At 69.8% G+C, this 16,282-nt stretch carries 12 protein-coding genes; 6 read left to right on the forward strand and 6 right to left on the reverse strand.

Going from position 1 to position 16,282, the window contains the following annotated elements:
• The first annotated feature begins 173 nt into the window (after positions 1 to 173).
• Entirely contained in the window at positions 174 to 3,281 is a 3,108-nt protein-coding gene (locus ACZ4Z4_RS19710) for an NACHT domain-containing protein (RefSeq protein WP_468328548.1), read from the forward strand.
• Here the strand turns inward: ACZ4Z4_RS19710 and ACZ4Z4_RS19715 are convergent.
• Entirely contained in the window at positions 3,271 to 3,672 is a 402-nt protein-coding gene (locus ACZ4Z4_RS19715; RefSeq protein WP_468328550.1) for an ATP-binding protein, read from the reverse strand. The genes ACZ4Z4_RS19710 and ACZ4Z4_RS19715 overlap by 11 nt on opposite strands.
• Before the next feature lie 313 nt (positions 3,673 to 3,985).
• Here ACZ4Z4_RS19715 and ACZ4Z4_RS19720 point away from each other — a divergent pair, with 313 nt between their 5' ends.
• The 4 genes from ACZ4Z4_RS19720 (at position 3,986) to ACZ4Z4_RS19735 (ending at position 10,557) form a co-directional block, all read left to right on the forward strand.
• Positions 3,986 to 4,888: a helix-turn-helix domain-containing protein gene (locus tag ACZ4Z4_RS19720; RefSeq protein ID WP_468328552.1), complete on the forward strand. Its 903-nt coding sequence runs from the start codon at positions 3,986 to 3,988 to the stop codon at positions 4,886 to 4,888.
• Entirely contained in the window at positions 4,885 to 5,079 is a 195-nt protein-coding gene (locus tag ACZ4Z4_RS19725) for a DUF397 domain-containing protein (RefSeq protein ID WP_468328554.1), read from the forward strand. Before ACZ4Z4_RS19720 ends, ACZ4Z4_RS19725 begins: the two co-directional genes overlap by 4 nt.
• A gap of 238 nt (positions 5,080 to 5,317) precedes the next feature.
• The gene (locus ACZ4Z4_RS19730) at positions 5,318 to 7,885 is read left to right on the forward strand and encodes an NACHT domain-containing protein (RefSeq protein ID WP_468328556.1); all 2,568 of its coding nucleotides are present in this window, start codon (positions 5,318 to 5,320) and stop codon (positions 7,883 to 7,885) included.
• A 110-nt stretch (positions 7,886 to 7,995) separates the two neighbouring features.
• Entirely contained in the window at positions 7,996 to 10,557 is a 2,562-nt protein-coding gene (locus tag ACZ4Z4_RS19735) for an NACHT domain-containing protein (protein WP_468328558.1), read from the forward strand.
• Positions 10,558 to 10,653: 96 nt separating this feature from the next.
• Here the strand turns inward: ACZ4Z4_RS19735 and ACZ4Z4_RS19740 are convergent, their stop codons facing one another.
• A complete protein-coding gene (locus tag ACZ4Z4_RS19740) occupies positions 10,654 to 13,182 on the reverse strand; it encodes an ATP-dependent Clp protease ATP-binding subunit (RefSeq protein ID WP_362997179.1) in 2,529 nt (842 codons plus the stop codon).
• 441 nt (positions 13,183 to 13,623) lie between these two features.
• Here ACZ4Z4_RS19740 and ACZ4Z4_RS19745 point away from each other — a divergent pair, with 441 nt between their 5' ends.
• Entirely contained in the window at positions 13,624 to 14,214 is a 591-nt protein-coding gene (locus tag ACZ4Z4_RS19745) for an SCO3374 family protein (RefSeq protein ID WP_468328560.1), read from the forward strand.
• Here the strand turns inward: ACZ4Z4_RS19745 and ACZ4Z4_RS19750 are convergent.
• The 4 genes from ACZ4Z4_RS19750 to ACZ4Z4_RS19765 form a co-directional block, all read right to left on the reverse strand.
• Complete coding sequence (locus ACZ4Z4_RS19750) at positions 14,193 to 14,528, reverse strand: Lsr2 family protein (RefSeq protein ID WP_398302523.1); 336 nt, start codon at positions 14,526 to 14,528, stop codon at positions 14,193 to 14,195. The two genes, ACZ4Z4_RS19745 and ACZ4Z4_RS19750, sit on opposite strands and share 22 nt — an antisense overlap.
• A 262-nt stretch (positions 14,529 to 14,790) precedes the next feature.
• Complete coding sequence (locus tag ACZ4Z4_RS19755; RefSeq protein WP_468328562.1) at positions 14,791 to 15,405, reverse strand: amino-acid N-acetyltransferase; 615 nt, start codon at positions 15,403 to 15,405, stop codon at positions 14,791 to 14,793.
• A gap of 9 nt (positions 15,406 to 15,414) precedes the next feature.
• A complete protein-coding gene (locus tag ACZ4Z4_RS19760) occupies positions 15,415 to 15,894 on the reverse strand; it encodes a BlaI/MecI/CopY family transcriptional regulator (protein ID WP_468328564.1) in 480 nt (159 codons plus the stop codon).
• A gap of 180 nt (positions 15,895 to 16,074) precedes the next feature.
• Positions 16,075 to 16,275: a hypothetical protein gene (locus tag ACZ4Z4_RS19765; protein ID WP_468328566.1), complete on the reverse strand. Its 201-nt coding sequence runs from the start codon at positions 16,273 to 16,275 to the stop codon at positions 16,075 to 16,077.
• Between the last annotated feature and the right edge of the window lie 7 nt (positions 16,276 to 16,282).

Consider the following 16,282-nt stretch of genomic DNA (forward strand, 5'->3'; position numbering starts at 1 on the left):
CCCATCGGCCCCCGACGCGGCAAAGGTCCCGGAGGTTGCGGGCCGAAGGTCCCGGCCCCGGATCGGGCCCGGCCCACTATTCCGCCTAGTACCGCCCAAAACGCCTGTGCGCCATGTCACCGGCCCGCCGACTCCGCCCCACCGCGAATGTGACCCCGGCTACGCTCACGCCCATGGATCCCGCGGTCATAGGCACCCGCCTGGCATCGAGCGCCGTAACGCCCCTGATCAAGAAGCTCTTCGTGCGGGAGGGACCGGGCGCGGGCCTGGTCGACAAGCCCGTACGGCTGTCGTCACTCGTGTCGTTCAAGGGCGAGAAGCGCACGCTGTCCCGGCGGGACGTGGGGCGGCTCGCGGAGCGGCTGGTGGCGGCGTCCGTGGCCTCGCCGGGCGAGCGTCCTTTCCCGGGGGACGAAACGGAGGCGGTCGTCGCTGCCCTGACCCGGAGGCTCCTCTCCCTTGGGGAGCTCGACATGGACGACGTGCAGGCGGTCCGCCTGGGCCACGAGAAGCTGGCCCGCAAGCTCGTGCGCGAGGCACCGCTCTCCGGCCTCTCCGCGGACGCTTCCCGCTACCTCGACTCGGTCACCGAGTGGGCGTGCCTGCACATCCTGCACTTCTTCACGCAGCGCTCCACGTTCGTGGCGGCGACGCTGGTGGCACAGAGCCGGGGGCAGGACGAGTTGATCGCAAAGGTCGACGCGCTGATCGCCCGCACGCCGGTCGCCGGCGGTTCGGAGGACGTCGCCTTCGAGTGGCGCTACCTCGCGTACGTCGCGAAGAAGCACGGCAAGCTGACGATCTTCGGCATCGACCTGGCGGGCTCCCCGGGGAAGTGGCCGCTGGACGCGGCCTACATGTCGCTGGAGGCGGCGGCTCCCGAGCGGGTGGCCACGGCCCACTACCAGTCGGGGGCGGAGTACCACGCGGAAGAGGTGGAGGTCGTCGACCGTACGCCCCCGCTCCCCGCGGACCAGGCGCTCGCGACCCACGACCGGGTCCTCCTGCGGGGTGAGGCGGGGTCGGGCAAGACGACGCTGGTGCAGTGGCTGGCGGTGAGTGCGGCGCGGCAGGACGTGACAGGCCCCGGGTACACCATGACGTACCTCGAAGACCGCGTTCCGTACGTCCTGCCCCTGCGCACCCTCACCCGCCACGGCGAGCGCCTGCCCGCGCCCGCGGACTTCCTCGCCGCGGTGGGGTGCCCGCTGGCCGGCACCCAGCCGAAGGGCTGGGAGGCACGTGTCCTGTCGGCCGGCCGCGCCCTCGTCCTGATCGACGGGATCGACGAGGTCCCGGAGGCGGAGCGGGCCCGGACGCGGGCCTGGCTGAGCGACCTCATCGACGCGTTCCCGGGCAACCGCTGGCTGGTGACGTCGCGCCCCTCGGCCGTACGGGAGGACTGGCTCACCGAGGAGGGCTTCACGGAGCTGACGCTGTCCGCGATGCGGAAGGCGGAGGTGGCGGCGTTCATCGAACGGTGGCACGCGGCCGCGGCCACGGGTGCGCCCGAGGAGGACGCCGCGCTCGCCGCGTACGAAAGCCAGCTCCTGGAGGCGGTGCGCGCGAAGCCGGACCTGGGCCGCCTCGCCACGAACCCCCTCATGTGCGGTTTGATCTGCGCGCTGCACAGGGACCGGCGGGGTTTCCTGCCGCTGGGCAGGAAGGACCTGTACACGGCGGCTCTGTCGATGCTCCTGGTACGCAGGGACCGTGAGCGCCACATGGCGGTCCCGGAGCTGCGGGAGGAGCCCCAGCTGCAACTGCTCCAGCGGCTGGCGTACTGGCTGATCCGCAACGGCCGTACGGTGATGGACCGTTCGCGGGCGGAGTCCATCATCGCGGACGCGCTGCCGGCGGTGCCGGAGCTGGCCCCTCTGGGTGACGCGCAGGCCGTCTACACCCACTTCCTGCACCGCAGCGGGCTGTTGCGCGAGCCCGGGCCCGGCACGGTCGACTTCGTCCACCGCACGTTCCAGGACTTCCTGGGGGCGCGGGCGGCGGTCGACGAGGGCGACTTCGGCGTACTCGCGCGGCACGCCGCGGACGACCAGTGGGAGGACGTCATCCGCATGGCCGTGGCGCAGGCGCGCCCGCGTGAACGAGCGGAGATCCTGGGCGACCTGCTCGCACACGGGGACCGCCACCCGGAGGAGGGGGCCCGCAAGCGGATCCATCTCCTCGCGGCGGCCTGCCTGGAGCACGCGGCGGAGCTGGCGCCCGCGGTGCGGGAGGAGGTGGAGGGGCGGACGGCGGCGCTGATTCCGCCGCACGACGTGGCGGACGCGAAGGCGCTGGCGAACGTCGGGGCGATGGTGCTCGACCTGCTGCCGGGCCCGGACGGTCTGACCGACGACGAGGCCACGCACGTGACGATCACCGCGACGCGGGTCGACTCGGACGCGGCGATCCCTTTCCTCGCCCGGTTCGCCCGGCACGGAAGCATCAGGGTCCGCAGCCAGCTGATGTGGGGGTGGCACCGGTACGACTGCCGCGCGTACGCCGAGCAGATCATCGCCCGGCTCGACGCCGCCGACGACATCCACTTCACCCTCCGCACCGACGCGCAGGTCGCCGAGCTCGAACGGCTGGGCCTGCGCCCGCGGAAGCTGGACATCAGGCCGGGGGTCACCCCCGAGATCGCCTCCCGCTTCATAGCGGCCTGCGAGCCCACGTTCCTGCTCCTGAACAGGTTCCCGCCGACCCTGCTGACGGCGGAGGCACTAGGGTCCCTCGGCCACCTCGACGGACTCAGCGTCGTCGGCGCACTGGAACCGTGGAGTTTGGCGCCGTTCCCCGCTGACGCTCCCTTGAAGTTCCTCGGCCTCGTGGGCTCCCGGAACTCCCTGGCCGACCTGCGTATCGCGACCCGGTGGCCGACGCTGGAGCGGGTGACCTTCGACGACGACGATGCGCTGTCCCCCGCGGACTGGGAGGTGTTCGCCGCCCTGCCGGGCTCTCTCGCCCTGCACCTGCCGGCGAACGCCCTCACGCTCGCCTCGCCGGACCTGACCGTGCCCGGCCTGGTCGAACTGCAGCTCCGCCCTGATCCGTCCTGGACGGCGGCCGTCGCACGCCTGGGTACGCTCGCGCCGGGACTGAAGCGGCTGTTCCTGCAGAACCGCCCCGAGGGCAGCCCGGACCGGAACGCCCTCATCGACGTCTCGGCCCTGGCCCACCACCCGACCTTGGCAGAGCTGACAGTCCCCGCGGTGGCGGTAGGCCTGGACAACCTCCCCGCCCACATCGACGTACACGTCTACGGCACGCTCACCGATTGAGCCGAAACCACACGCCTTTGCCCGTACTCGCGGGCGTCACACCGCACACGTCCGACAGCGCCGTCACGAGGAACAGCCCCCGCCCGCTCTCCTCCTCGGCAACGGGCCTGCGGGGCGAGGGCGAGGGCAGTCGGTCGCCGTCGTCGTACACGGCGATGCGTACGTGGGTGGCGGCGACCGCTGCTCTCAGGTGGACGTCGCTCTTCGTGTGCTGGTGCACGTTGGTCACCAGCTCGGAGGTGCAGAGGGCGGCGGTGTCCCCGAGGTGGCCGAGGCCGAGGGTTTCCAGGGTGCGTTGGACGAAGTCGCGGCAGATCTTGGCGGATTGGGCGTTGCCAGGAGTGAACAGGGTGTAGGTGTCCGACGTGAGGTCATGCGGGGGTACGCCCATGAGACGCCTCCATGGCGTTGGGATCGCTGATTCGACTGTGGGATGACCGACCCCACGTGGCCCGTCCGCAGTGGCCTACCGCTCCTCGCGAGCAACCTCCCGTCCGGCACGGGGGTTGGATCGGGCGGTGCGCTTCTGCGGGCGGACAGGGTGGGGGAATGCGTCGACAGCGAGGCTTCCGACATGGTTGCGTGAGCGTCGCCTCACTCAACGTAGGCAGTAGGTGCCACTAGTGCAACCTTCTTGCCTCGATCGGTGGAACCTTCACCCTTGGAGGCGGCAAACTGAGCGCGAACTCCCGGGAGGTCCACCCTTGGCACTACGGACGCACATCACCGAGCGCCAGCGACGCCTCGGCGTCGAGCTCCGCAAGCTGCGTGAGAACGCGGGGCTCAACCTCATCGAGGCGGCGGCGCTGATCGGTGTGGGGCGACCCCACATGACGCACATCGAGGCGGCCAGGACCGGCATCTCCGCGGAACGACTCCGCACCCTTGCAGCCAAGTACGGGTGCACTAGTGGGACCCATATCGACGAGCTGGTGCGTTTGGCAGAGAGCACTGGCAAGGGCTGGTGGTCCGAGTACCGCAAGGCATTGCCACAACAGTTGCTGGACCTTGCCGAGTTGGAGGATCGGGCGACCAGCATCGCGAGTTACGAGACGCTGCTGGTCCCCGGTCTACTCCAGACCGAGTCGTACATGCGTACGCTGTTCCAGAACGCTCGGCCCAGCGCCAGACCTGCCGAGATCGACACGCTGGTGCGCTTCCGCCTCGCGCGACAGCACATCCTCACCGGTGAACGCCCTCCACAGCTTCACGTCGTCATCCATGAGGCCGCCCTACGCATGGTCGTCGGCACCCCTCAGATCATGCGCGACCAACTGGCACACCTGATCCGCAGCTCAGCCAACCCACATGTCACAATCCAGATCCTGTCGTTCGACCAGGGGACACAGGCCTGGCGCAGCGCCCCTTTCCTGCTCCTCTCCCCGGGGGTGCCGGGGCTGGAAACGGTCTTCGTCGAGCACCCCGCCGGTGGGATGACTCTGCACGACAGTGAAGCGATCTCCCAGTACCAAGCGACTGCCGTCGCCCTGGGCGCCAGTGCGCTGGCGCCCATCGTGAACGAGAACACGCCTGATCGCCTCGAAGACCGGGACTCCCTGGGTCTCGTCCAGCACATCCACTACGTCCATAGCGGAGCCCGACGATGAAAGAACTCACCTGGCAGAAGTCCTCCTTCAGTGAGGGAGCCGGAGCAAATTGCGTCTACGTAGCCGCAAGCCCAACCGGCCATATCCACCTCCAGGAGAGCGACACTCCCGAGACAACCCTCACCACTCACCCCGCAGCGTTCGCGGCACTCATACACACACTCACAGGGGAGGCGCCACGGACGAACTGACTCGACGCAAATCGTTGCAGCGACCCGCAACGTGATTTGTCCAACAGCCTGTTGGACAAATCATCGAGTCACCCGAGGCCATCCGGCGCGGCTACCCCCACCCACACCGGCGCCACTTGTGCAACGGCGTGTTGCACAAGTGGCGAGGAGCCACAGCACCCGGCAGGAGACAAGCCGGACCTGGTCTGGTACGGCCTAACTACGCTTTATTCAACCGCCGTTGACCTACCCTCAACCCATGGTCGACCCCGCAGCCCTAGGCGCCCGCCTGGCCTCCAGCGCAGTCGCTCCCCTCGTGAAGAAGCTCTTCGTCAAGGATCAGCCGGGCGCCGCCCTCGTCACCAAGCCGGTGCGGATATCCGGCCTCGTGTCGTTCGGGGGCGAGAAGCGGAACGTCACCCCGAAGGACGTCGAGAAGATCGCGGACGAGCTCGTCCGGAGGGCGCTGAAGGCCGCCGGCCCCGGCGAGCGCCCCGTGGAGGCCGCCGAGGCCGTCGCCGTGAAGCACGCCCTCACGCACTCCCTCGCCGCCCTCGGCACCCTCACCATCGAGGACTACGAAGCCGTCGCCCTCGGGCCGGAGGAATTCGCGCGCGTGCTGCGCTCGCAGTCGGCCGTGACCGTCGCGACGTTCGCGCTCAGCCGCGACGCCGAGCTGTTCTACGAACGGCTGCTCCACACCGCCTCCCTCCACATCCTGAACTTCTTCACGCAGCGCTCCACGTACATCGCCCGTCGGCAGACGCAACAGAGCCACCAGCTCGCACAGCTGGTCAAAGCCGTCGACGTACTCCTCGAACGGCTGCCGTCGCAGTCGGCCGAGGACGCCGCGTTCGAGGAGCGGTACGCCTCGTACATCACCGCGCGGCACGGCACGCTCACCATCTACGGCCTCGATGTCTACGCCGGGGCCAGCGAGTGGCCCCTCGACACGGCGTATCTGAGTTTGGAGGCGACTCGGGAGCGGCCCGGGGAAGCAGGGACCCAGGTGGCGGCCGAGCGGGTGCTCGCGCAACACGACCACGTGCTGCTGCGCGGCGTCGCCGGGTCCGGCAAGACCACCCTCGTGCAGTGGCTCGCGGTGACGGCGGCCGACCGGACGTACGAGCACGGGCTCACGCACCTCATCGGGCGGGTGCCGTTCGTGCTGCCGATGCGGCGGATCGTCCGGCCGGGGAGCGAACTGCCGGCGCCGCACGAGTTCTTGACGGCCGTCGGGTGCCTCGTCGCGGGGGAGCAGCCACCGGGCTGGGTGGAGCGCGTCCTGGAGGGGCGGCGCGGCGTGCTGCTCGTCGACGGGATGGACGAGATCTCCGAGGACCGGCGCGAGGCGGCGAAGCGGTGGCTGCGCGATCTGATCCGCTTCTTCCCGGGCAATCTGTGGCTCGTCACGACCCGCCCCTCCGCCGTCCCCGACAAGTGGCTGGACCCCACCGGCTTCGCCGAGCTCACGCTGTCGCCGATGGCCCGCGACGACGTCGACACGTTCGTACGCAGGTGGCACCGCGCGGCGGGCGCCGACGACTCCGTCGGGACCGCCCTGCTGCACTCCGTGCGGGCCGCGTCCGAGCTGAACCGGCTCGCCGCCAACCCGCTGATGTGCGGCATGCTCTGCGCGCTCCACCGCGAGCGGCGCGGCTTCCTGCCGCAGGACAGGAAGTCCCTGTACGAGGCGGCGCTGACCATGCTGCTTGAACGGCGGGACGTGGAGCGCGAGGTCGCGCCCGGGGCGTCCGCCGGGGTGCGGCTCCCCTTCGCCATTCAAGTGCAGCTCCTTCAGAAGCTCGCCTGGTGGCTGATCCGCAACAGCCGCTCGGAGATGGACCGTTCGGACGCCGTGCACATCCTCGGGGAGGCCGCCCCCGCGATGAACCTCGACGGCGACGGCGAGGACGTCTACCGCTGGCTGCTGCTGCGGTCGGGGCTGCTGCGGGAGCCGGCCGAGGGGCGCGTGCACTTCCTGCACCGCACCTTCCAGGACTACCTCGGCGCCCGGCTCGCCGTGCAGGAGCTGGACTTCGACCTGCTCGTGAACAACGCGGGCCGCTCCGAGTGGGAGGACGTCATCCTGCTGGCCGTCGCGCACGCGCGGCCGAGGGAGGCGGAACAGATGCTGCGGCGGCTCACGGCGGACGGCACCGCGCGCGGCAAGCTGCTCGCCGCCGCCGCGCTGCCGTACGCGGCGGAGGTGGCGCCGGCCGTGCGGCAGCTGGTCGAGGAAGGCATACGGTCGCTGGTGCCGCCGCGGACGGAGCGCGAGGCCTACGCCTTGGCAGAGGTGGGTGGCGATCTCGTGCTCGGCCTGCTGCCCGGGCCCGACGAGGTCGACGGCGAGCTCGCGTACCTGATGCCCCTGGTGGCCGCCAAGGTCGGCAGCGCGGCGGCGCTGCACTACCTGACCCGCTTCCGCCGGCACACCGACCGCAGGGTCCAGCTGGTCCTGGCCGCGTCCTGGCCGGTCTTCGACCGCGAGCTCTACGTACGGGAGATCCTCACGCACCTGTCCCTGCGGCCCATGGTCCCCGTGCACGGCGCCGACGACCTCAGGGCCCTTAGCGCCATCGGCGGCTGGCCGGTCATCAAGGTCGTCGGCGCCTACCGCGTCGAGGACCTGACGGAGCTCATCGTGCCCGAGCAGCTCGTCCGGCTCTCCCTGGACGCCCCCCACCCCGTCGAGGGCCTCGCCTGGCTCTCGGCCTTCCCGCACCTCACCGACGTGGACCTGGACGTGGCGGTGAGCGCGACCACGGCCCGGCAGGTTCCGACCGGCGTACGCCTCAACACCCCTGATACACAGGCAACTTGACCTATCCTTGGGCTTACGGAAAGGCCGCCCGTGGTCGCATGACGGAAGCCGAGGGCGCCCGGCCGGCCCGAGGCCATACGGCAAGACCCGACCCCAGGGACCCGATGCCCATGGAGCCCGTAGTACGCACCCCCTCGGCCCTCGCCATGCCCCTCGTGCAACGGTTCTTCCGTGTCCCGCCCCGGCCGCCCACCACCCCCCACCTGATCGCGGCCCTCACCACCTGGCGCGGCCCCGACGCCACCGCCGACCCCGACGACGTGCACCGCACCGCCGCCGACTTCATCCAGCTCGCCGCCGAGACGCACACCACGCCCACCGCCGAGCTCCCCGCCGTCGCCGACGTCCTGACCCGCACCCTGCTGGCCATCGGCGAGCTCGACCTCACCGACGCCGACGCCGTGCGCCTGGGCCCGCAGGACTACGCCCGGCGGCTGCGCGGCGCCGTCCAGGGCGCCGACCGCCGCCTCACCCCCGATGCCGCCTGGTTCCACGACGAACTGCTCGTCGCCGTCTGCCTGCACATCCTGCACCACCTCGTGCGCCGCTCCCCGTACATCCAGCGGCACATGCCCGAGCGCGCCAGCCGCATCCGCCAGCTCGTCGACCTCAACGACGCGGAGGTGGCCGTCGCCCGCCGGCCCGAACCCTCCCGCGAGGACGCCGACTTCGAGGCCGCGTACGCCCAGGAGGTGCTGCGCCAGCACGGCTGGCTGACCATCGTCGGCGTCGACTTCGCGCACGCGCCCGACCGCTGGCCCCTGGAGGACACCTATCTGAGCCTCCAGGCGGAGGAGAACAGCGGCGGCCCGGTGGCGGGGGCGGGCGGGCAGCAGCGCACCGTCCTGCTCGCCGACCGGGCCCTGGAGGGCCACGAGCGGGTCCTGCTGCGCGGCGTCGCGGGCTCCGGCAAGACGACCCTCGTGCAGTGGCTCGCCGTCGCCGCCGCCCGCGAGGGCGCCCGCGTGCCGTTCGTCCTGCCCGTACGCCGCTTCGCCCGCGAGGGCTTCCCCGCCCCGGACGACTTCCTGCGCGCCGTCCGCCACCCGCTCGCAGGCCGGGCGCCCGAGGGCTGGGTCGTCCGCACCCTCCTCGCGGGCCGCGCCCTGCTCCTCGTCGATGGGATTGATGAAGCCCCGGAGGAGACCCGCGGCGCCCTGCGCGACCAGCTCCGCCGCCTCCTGCGCATCTTCTCCGGCACCGCCTGCCTGGTCACCTCGCGGCCCTCCGCCGTGGAGGACGGCTGGCTCGCCCAGGAACGCCTCGCCGAAGAGGGCTTCACCGAGCTGTCGCTGGCCCCGATGTCCCGCGACCAGGTCACCCGCTTCATCCGCGACTGGCACACCGCGGCGATGAGCGACGCGGGCCAGGACACCGATTCCCTCAAGGAGTACGAGCAGCGCCTGCTGCACTCCGTACGGATCTACCGCGAACTGCGCCAGCTCGCCACCAACCCCCTGATGTGCGGCTTGATATGCGCACTCAACCGGGACCGCTCGGGCTCCCTGCCCAAGGGCCGCAAAGAGCTCTACGACGCCGCCCTGGAGATGCTCCTGCAACGCCGCGACCCCGAACGCGACGTGCTCTACGCCGACGACGTACGGCTCCAGCAGGGCGCCCGCGAACTGCTCCTGCGCAAGCTCGCCCACGCCATGCTCGACGAGGGCCTCTCGGAGCTGCCGCGCCGCCGCGTCGTCGACGTCCTGAACCACGCGCTGCCCGCGATCCCCTCGGCCCGCGCCGCGGGCGATGGTGAGAAGATCTTCCGCCATCTGCTGCACCGCACCGGGCTGCTGCGCGAACAGGCGGGGGTCTCCGTCGACTTCATCCACCGCACCTTCCAGGACTACCTGGCAGCCAAGGAGATCGTCGCCCGCGGCGACCTCGACACCCTCGTCGACCACGCCCACCAGCCGGAGTGGGAGGAGGTCATCCGCATGGCCGCCGCCCACGCCCGCCCCGACGAATGCGCCCGGTTCCTGGAGCGCCTCCTTGCCGCCGCCCCCGGCCTGCGCAGGCCGCACGTCAACCACCGGCGCCTGATGGCCGCCGCCTGCCTCGAACACGTCAGCGAGCTGGACCCGGCCATCCAGGAGCTCGTCCACCGCCGCACGAAAAACCTCGTGCGCCCCACCACCGAACAGGGCGCCCGCAGCCTCGGCTGGGTCGGCCCCATCGTCCTGGAGCAGCTGCCGGACCCCGAGCAGATCCCCGGCGACCAGCAGGCGCTGCTCCTCGCCATCACCGCGACCCGCGTCCAGGACGACGCGGCCATCGACTACCTCGCCCGGCTGCGCACCCGCACCTCGCTCGCCATCCGCACCGAGCTGGCCCGCCCCTGGCGGCACTTCGACACCGAGCGGTACGCGCGCGAGATCATCGCCCACCTCTCCCCCGAGGACCTGTACTTCCCCGTCTCCGACGCCGCCGAGCTCGCCGCCCTGCGCGGCCTCGGCGGGCGGCCCCGCATCCAGGTGGCCGGCGTCATGCGCACCGACGAACTCCTCGCCGGCCTGGTCCCCGACCGGCTCACCCATCTGTGGCTCAACGCGGAGCTGCCCGACCCGGACATGTCGTGGCTGGCCCGTTTCCCCGCCCTGCGCGTCCTGCGCGTCAACCCGCGCCTGCCGCGCGTGCGCAACGTACCGGAGGGCGTCACGATCACCGCCTGACGGCGACCCGCTCCCGTACGGGCGTACGAAAAAGGGGCTGCCCCGGAACCGTACGAAACAGTTCCGGGGCAGCCCCTGTGGCGCGCCCTGTGCGGGCTACGCCTCCTTGCTCAGGTTCGGGCCCGCGCCGCCACCGGCGGCCGACTCGATCGGCGGCACGTCGGGCAGCGCCGCCTTCTCCTCGCCGCGGAAGGTGAACGTGGCGGTGTCGCCCTCACCCTCCGTGTCGACGACCACGATGTGGCCGGGACGCAGCTCGCCGAAGAGGATCTTCTCGGAGAGGGTGTCCTCGACCTCGCGCTGGATCGTGCGCCGCAGCGGACGCGCGCCGAGCACCGGGTCGTAACCCTTCTTCGCGAGCAGCTCCTTCGCGGACTGGGAGAGCTCGATGCCCATGTCCCGGTCCTTGAGGCGCTCGTCCACCTTGGTGATCATCAGGTCGACGATCTGGAGGATGTCGTCCTGGCTGAGCTGCGGGAAGACGACGACGTCGTCCACGCGGTTCAGGAACTCCGGGCGGAAGTGCTGCTTCAGCTCGTCGCTGACCTTGTTCTTCATCCGCTCGTAGTTGGACTTCGTGTCGCCCTGGGCCGCGAAGCCGAGGTTGAAGCCCTTCGAGATGTCACGGGTGCCGAGGTTGGTCGTCATGATGATGACCGTGTTCTTGAAGTCGACGACCCGGCCCTGGGAGTCGGTCAGGCGACCGTCCTCCAGGATCTGAAGGAGCGAGTTGAAGATGTCCGGGTGGGCCTTCTCGACCTCGTCGAAAAGGACGACCGAGAACGGCTTGCGGCGGACCTTCTCGGTCAGCTGGCCGCCCTCTTCGTAACCCACGTAACCGGGGGGCGAACCGAAGAGACGCGAGACCGTGTGCTTCTCGCTGAACTCCGACATGTCGAGGGAGATCAGCGCGTCCTCGTCACCGAAGAGGAATTCGGCGAGCGCCTTGGAAAGCTCGGTCTTACCGACACCGGACGGGCCCGCGAAGATGAACGAGCCACCGGGACGCTTCGGGTCCTTCAGACCCGCACGCGTACGCCGGATCGCCTTCGAGAGCGCCTTGACGGCGTCCTTCTGGCCGATGACGCGCTTGTGGAGCTCGTCCTCCATGCGCAGCAGACGGGAGGACTCCTCCTCCGTCAGCTTGAAGACCGGGATACCGGTCGCCGTGGCGAGGACCTCGGCGATCAGCTCGCCGTCGACCTCGGCGACGACGTCCATGTCGCCGGCCTTCCACTCCTTCTCGCGCTTGGCCTTCGCGGCGAGCAGCTGCTTCTCCTTGTCGCGGAGAGAGGCCGCCTTCTCGAAGTCCTGCGAGTCGATCGCCGACTCCTTGTCGCGACGGACGCCCGCGATCTTCTCGTCGAACTCGCGGAGGTCCGGCGGCGCGGTCATCCGGCGGATGCGCATCCGGGAGCCGGCCTCGTCGATCAGGTCGATCGCCTTGTCGGGCAGGAAGCGGTCCGAGATGTACCGGTCGGCCAGGGTGGCGGCCTGCACCAGCGCCTCGTCGGTGATGGAGACGCGGTGGTGCGCCTCGTACCGGTCGCGGAGGCCCTTGAGGATCTCGATGGTGTGCGGCAGCGACGGCTCCGCGACCTGGATGGGCTGGAAGCGGCGCTCAAGCGCGGCGTCCTTCTCCAGGTGCTTGCGGTACTCGTCGAGCGTGGTGGCACCGATGGTCTGGAGCTCACCGCGGGCCAGCATCGGCTTGAGGATGCTCGCCGCGTCGATCGCGCCCTCGGCGGCACCCGCACCCACGAGCGTGTGCAGCTCGTCGATGAACAGGATGATGTCGCCGCGGGTGCGGATCTCCTTGAGGACCTTCTTCAGGCGCTCCTCGAAGTCACCGCGGTAGCGCGAGCCGGCGACCAGGGCGCCGAGGTCCAGGGTGTAGAGGTGCTTGTCCTTGAGGGTCTCGGGCACCTCGCCCTTGACGATGGCCTGGGCGAGACCCTCGACGACGGCGGTCTTGCCGACGCCGGGCTCACCGATCAGGACCGGGTTGTTCTTCGTACGGCGGGACAGCACCTGCATGACCCGCTCGATCTCCTTCTCGCGCCCGATGACCGGGTCGAGCTTGGACTCACGAGCGGCCTGGGTGAGGTTCCGGCCGAACTGGTCGAGGACCAGGGACGTGGAGGGCGTGCCCTCGGCAGGACCGCCGGCGGTGGCGGTCTCCTTGCCCTGGTAGCCGGAGAGCAGCTGGATGACCTGCTGCCGCACCCGGTTGAGATCGGCGCCCAGCTTGACCAGGACCTGGGCGGCGACGCCCTCGCCCTCACGGATCAGGCCGAGCAGGATGTGCTCCGTGCCGATGTAGTTGTGGCCCAGCTGAAGGGCCTCGCGGAGCGAGAGCTCCAGGACCTTCTTGGCACGGGGGGTGAAGGGAATGTGCCCGGACGGAGCCTGCTGGCCCTGCCCGATGATCTCCTCCACCTGCTGGCGGACCGCCTCGAGCGAAATCCCGAGGCTCTCCAGGGCCTTAGCGGCGACACCCTCGCCCTCGTGGATCAAGCCCAGGAGGATGTGCTCGGTGCCGATGTAGTTGTGGTTGAGCATCCGGGCTTCTTCCTGAGCCAGGACGACAACCCGCCGCGCGCGGTCGGTGAACCTCTCGAACATCGTTAATCGCTCCTCAGAGCGGTCAGGCAGTAAAGGGGTCGGTCCCCTCCCTGTCCTTCCGCAGCTTAGTCCCGCAAGCGGGGACCGCTCATTCCATCTGCCGACACCCGGACCCCAACTCGGAGGATCTCCTGACCCCGAACGCCGACAACTGCTCCAACCCGATGGTGCGAGACGATGTTCCCGCAGGCCAGGCAGTTACCCCCACCATCACTACGCCGATGGCGAACGTGACATGCCCAGGACCGCGTGTCGCCCCCTCCCACTAGGGATGTCTTACCCGTAAGGACTGACAGTCCATGCGGCGCGCCCCGGTTCCCTCCGCTACGGGCGAACACTCTTGCACCGCCGAACACGCCTTCACGCCCCCCTACCGCATACGCACCGCATCTACGCCACCACACTGCGTAACCCGGACGCCCCTCCGGCTGTTGCCCGGACATGGCCCCCACAGTTCCTCAGCCCCGAGCGCCTTTCGAGCAGAGCGACCCGGTGCGGCAGTGGTACGAGAACGAGCTCGGCTGGGCGACCGCCCCCGGGCCCGGCCCGGTGCGGCTCCTGACCGGCCTGCGCTTCGACGTCCTGGAACTGCCGGCGGAGGCGGGCCGCGCGGCGCTGCGCCACCTCGGGCCGAAGGCCCCGGTGGCGCTGCGCGGGGAAACGATGCGCCTCCTGGTGGGCGCGGGCAGCGCCGAGGAGCTGCCGGGGCTGCTCGACTGGCTGGAGTGGGGACACATCCCCCTCGGCCTCACCGCGGTCGGGGCGGGTGGGTGGATCGAGGCGCCCACTCCCCCGGGGTGGTGCGGCTCACGGGGGGCCGCCGTCTGGCTGCGACCCCCGGAGCCCGGCTGTGAGGTGGAGCCGACGCTGCCTGCGCTGCCGTCCCTGCCCGGGGTGGGGGGAGGCGGGACTGCGCTCCACAGCGACCCCGCTGTGGGCTCCGGTCTCGTACGACTGGTGGACACGGCGGCGACACACTGCCACCGGGTCCGGCTGCGGCGTCGCAACCGTCAGCCGTTGGCCTTCTCATAGGCCTCACGAATGGACGCGGGAACGCGGCCGCGGTCATTGACCTCGAAACCGTTCTCCTTCGCCCAGGCGCGGATCGCGGCCGTGTCCTGGCCGCCGCTCGCCGCCGCCGTACGCGTCTTGCCGCGGCCGCTCGAACGGCCCCCGGTGCGCCGACCTGCCTTGACGAAGTCCTCAAGGGCGCCACGGAGCTTGTCCGCGTTGGCCGTGGTGAGGTCGATCTCGTAGGACTTGCCGTCCAGCGCAAACGTCACGGTCTCGTCCGCCTCGCCACCGTCGAGGTCATCGACAAGAAGGACCTGAACCTTCTGTGCCACCGGATTTCCTTTCATCGATAACTGTGAGGCCGGACCACGCGACGCACGCCGCGATTCACCGGCCCCTGTTATATGCAGTACTGCAGTACGTCGGAAAGCAAACCGCTTTTGCCGGAAAAACACAAACCCCTGGGAGAGACAGGGGACCCCTGGAAGCCTGGAAACATGCGCGTTTCGGACATAGCCCACCACGGCGCGGGGCGGTCCGGAATACGGTCGGGACTGCCGGGACGATCACCCGATCGCAGATGCTCGCGGACGCTCACAGATGCAGAAGCATCCGACTGTTGCCCAAGGTGTTCGGTTTCACTCGTTCGAGGCCAAGGAACTCCGCGACACCCTCGTCATAGGAACGCAGGAGCTCGCTGTAGACATCTCCGTCGACCGGAGTCTCGCCGATCTCCACGAAGCCGTGCTTCGCGAAGAAGTCGACTTCGAAGGTGAGACAGAAAACCTTGCGCACGCCGAGCCAGCGGGCGGTCTGCAACAACTTGCCCAACAGCTGATGCCCCACTCCGGCACCCTTGACCTCGGGGTTCACCGCGAGGGTGCGCACTTCCGCGAGGTCTTCCCACATCACGTGCAGAGCGCCGCAGCCGACCAACTCGGCGTTGTCGTCGCGTTCCGCGACCCAGAACTCCTGGATGTCCTCGTAAAGCGTCACCGTCGCTTTGTCCAGGAGGATGCGCTCGCGGACGTAGGAGTCGAGGAGGCGGCGCACGGCCGGCACATCGGAGGTTCGCGCCCTGCGGACGGAGACCGCTTTTGCACTGAGTTCGCGGAGTTCGTTGCGTTCGGATCGTTCGGATCGTTCGCTGTGTTCGGGCCGATCGCTGTCTTCGTGTCGTTCGGGCCGTTCGGGGACCTCTGCTGGCATGAGCGGACGCTATCGCTCTGCTTCGCGCTCGGCGGAGTCGGGGTTCAGCGCGATCCCCGGGTTCCCCGGGTTCCCCGTGATCCCGGGGTTGCCGGCGTTCGCGGCGTTCCCGGCGTTCCCGGCGTTCTCCGGGCCTTGGACGATACGCATCGCGTCGCTGAGCGCTTCCCGCTGTTCCTCCGACATCATGCCGAAGAAGGCGACCAGTGCGGCGGCGGGGTTGTCACTCTGCGACCAGGCTTCGTTCATCAGTGCGGCTGCGTAGGCAGCACGAGTGGAGACCGCCTCATATCGATAGGCGCGGCCTTCCGCTTCGCGGCGCACCCAGCCCTTCTGATGGAGATTGTCCAAAACGGTCATCACGGTGGTGTACGCGATGGACCGTTCCTGCTGAAGGTCTTCCAGGACTTCTCGAACGGTCACGGGGCGGTTCCACTTCCACACCCGCGTCATGACTGAGTCTTCGAGTTCTCCCAATGGACGAGGCACAGCAGAACAATAGTGGGAGACGTCACTATTGGCGTGATGCGTGAGGGACGTGGCGTACCACTAATTTCTGCAACAAAAAGGGCGTACGACTCGAATGGTGCGTCGAGTCGTACGCCGGGGGGCGCGGGGTGTGCGGGCCGGCCGTGTGCAGGCCGTGCGGGCCTGCGGTGGCGCTCAGGCTCAGGCGCTGCCCGTGGCCCCGGTGGCCTTCGTGTTCTGCGGAGTCTGGCTGACGGCTTCGGCGCGGGAGATCGCGGCGTCCACGGCCGCGTCCTCCTTGGCCTTGTTGGCGCCGCCCTGGGTCTTCACGATCGTCACGATGAGCCCCGTGAAGAACACGGCCATCACTACGGGGGGCACGAGCGCGGAAACGTAGTCCATGCCTCCC

This window comes from Streptomyces sp. NPDC030245, from assembly GCF_055572995.1.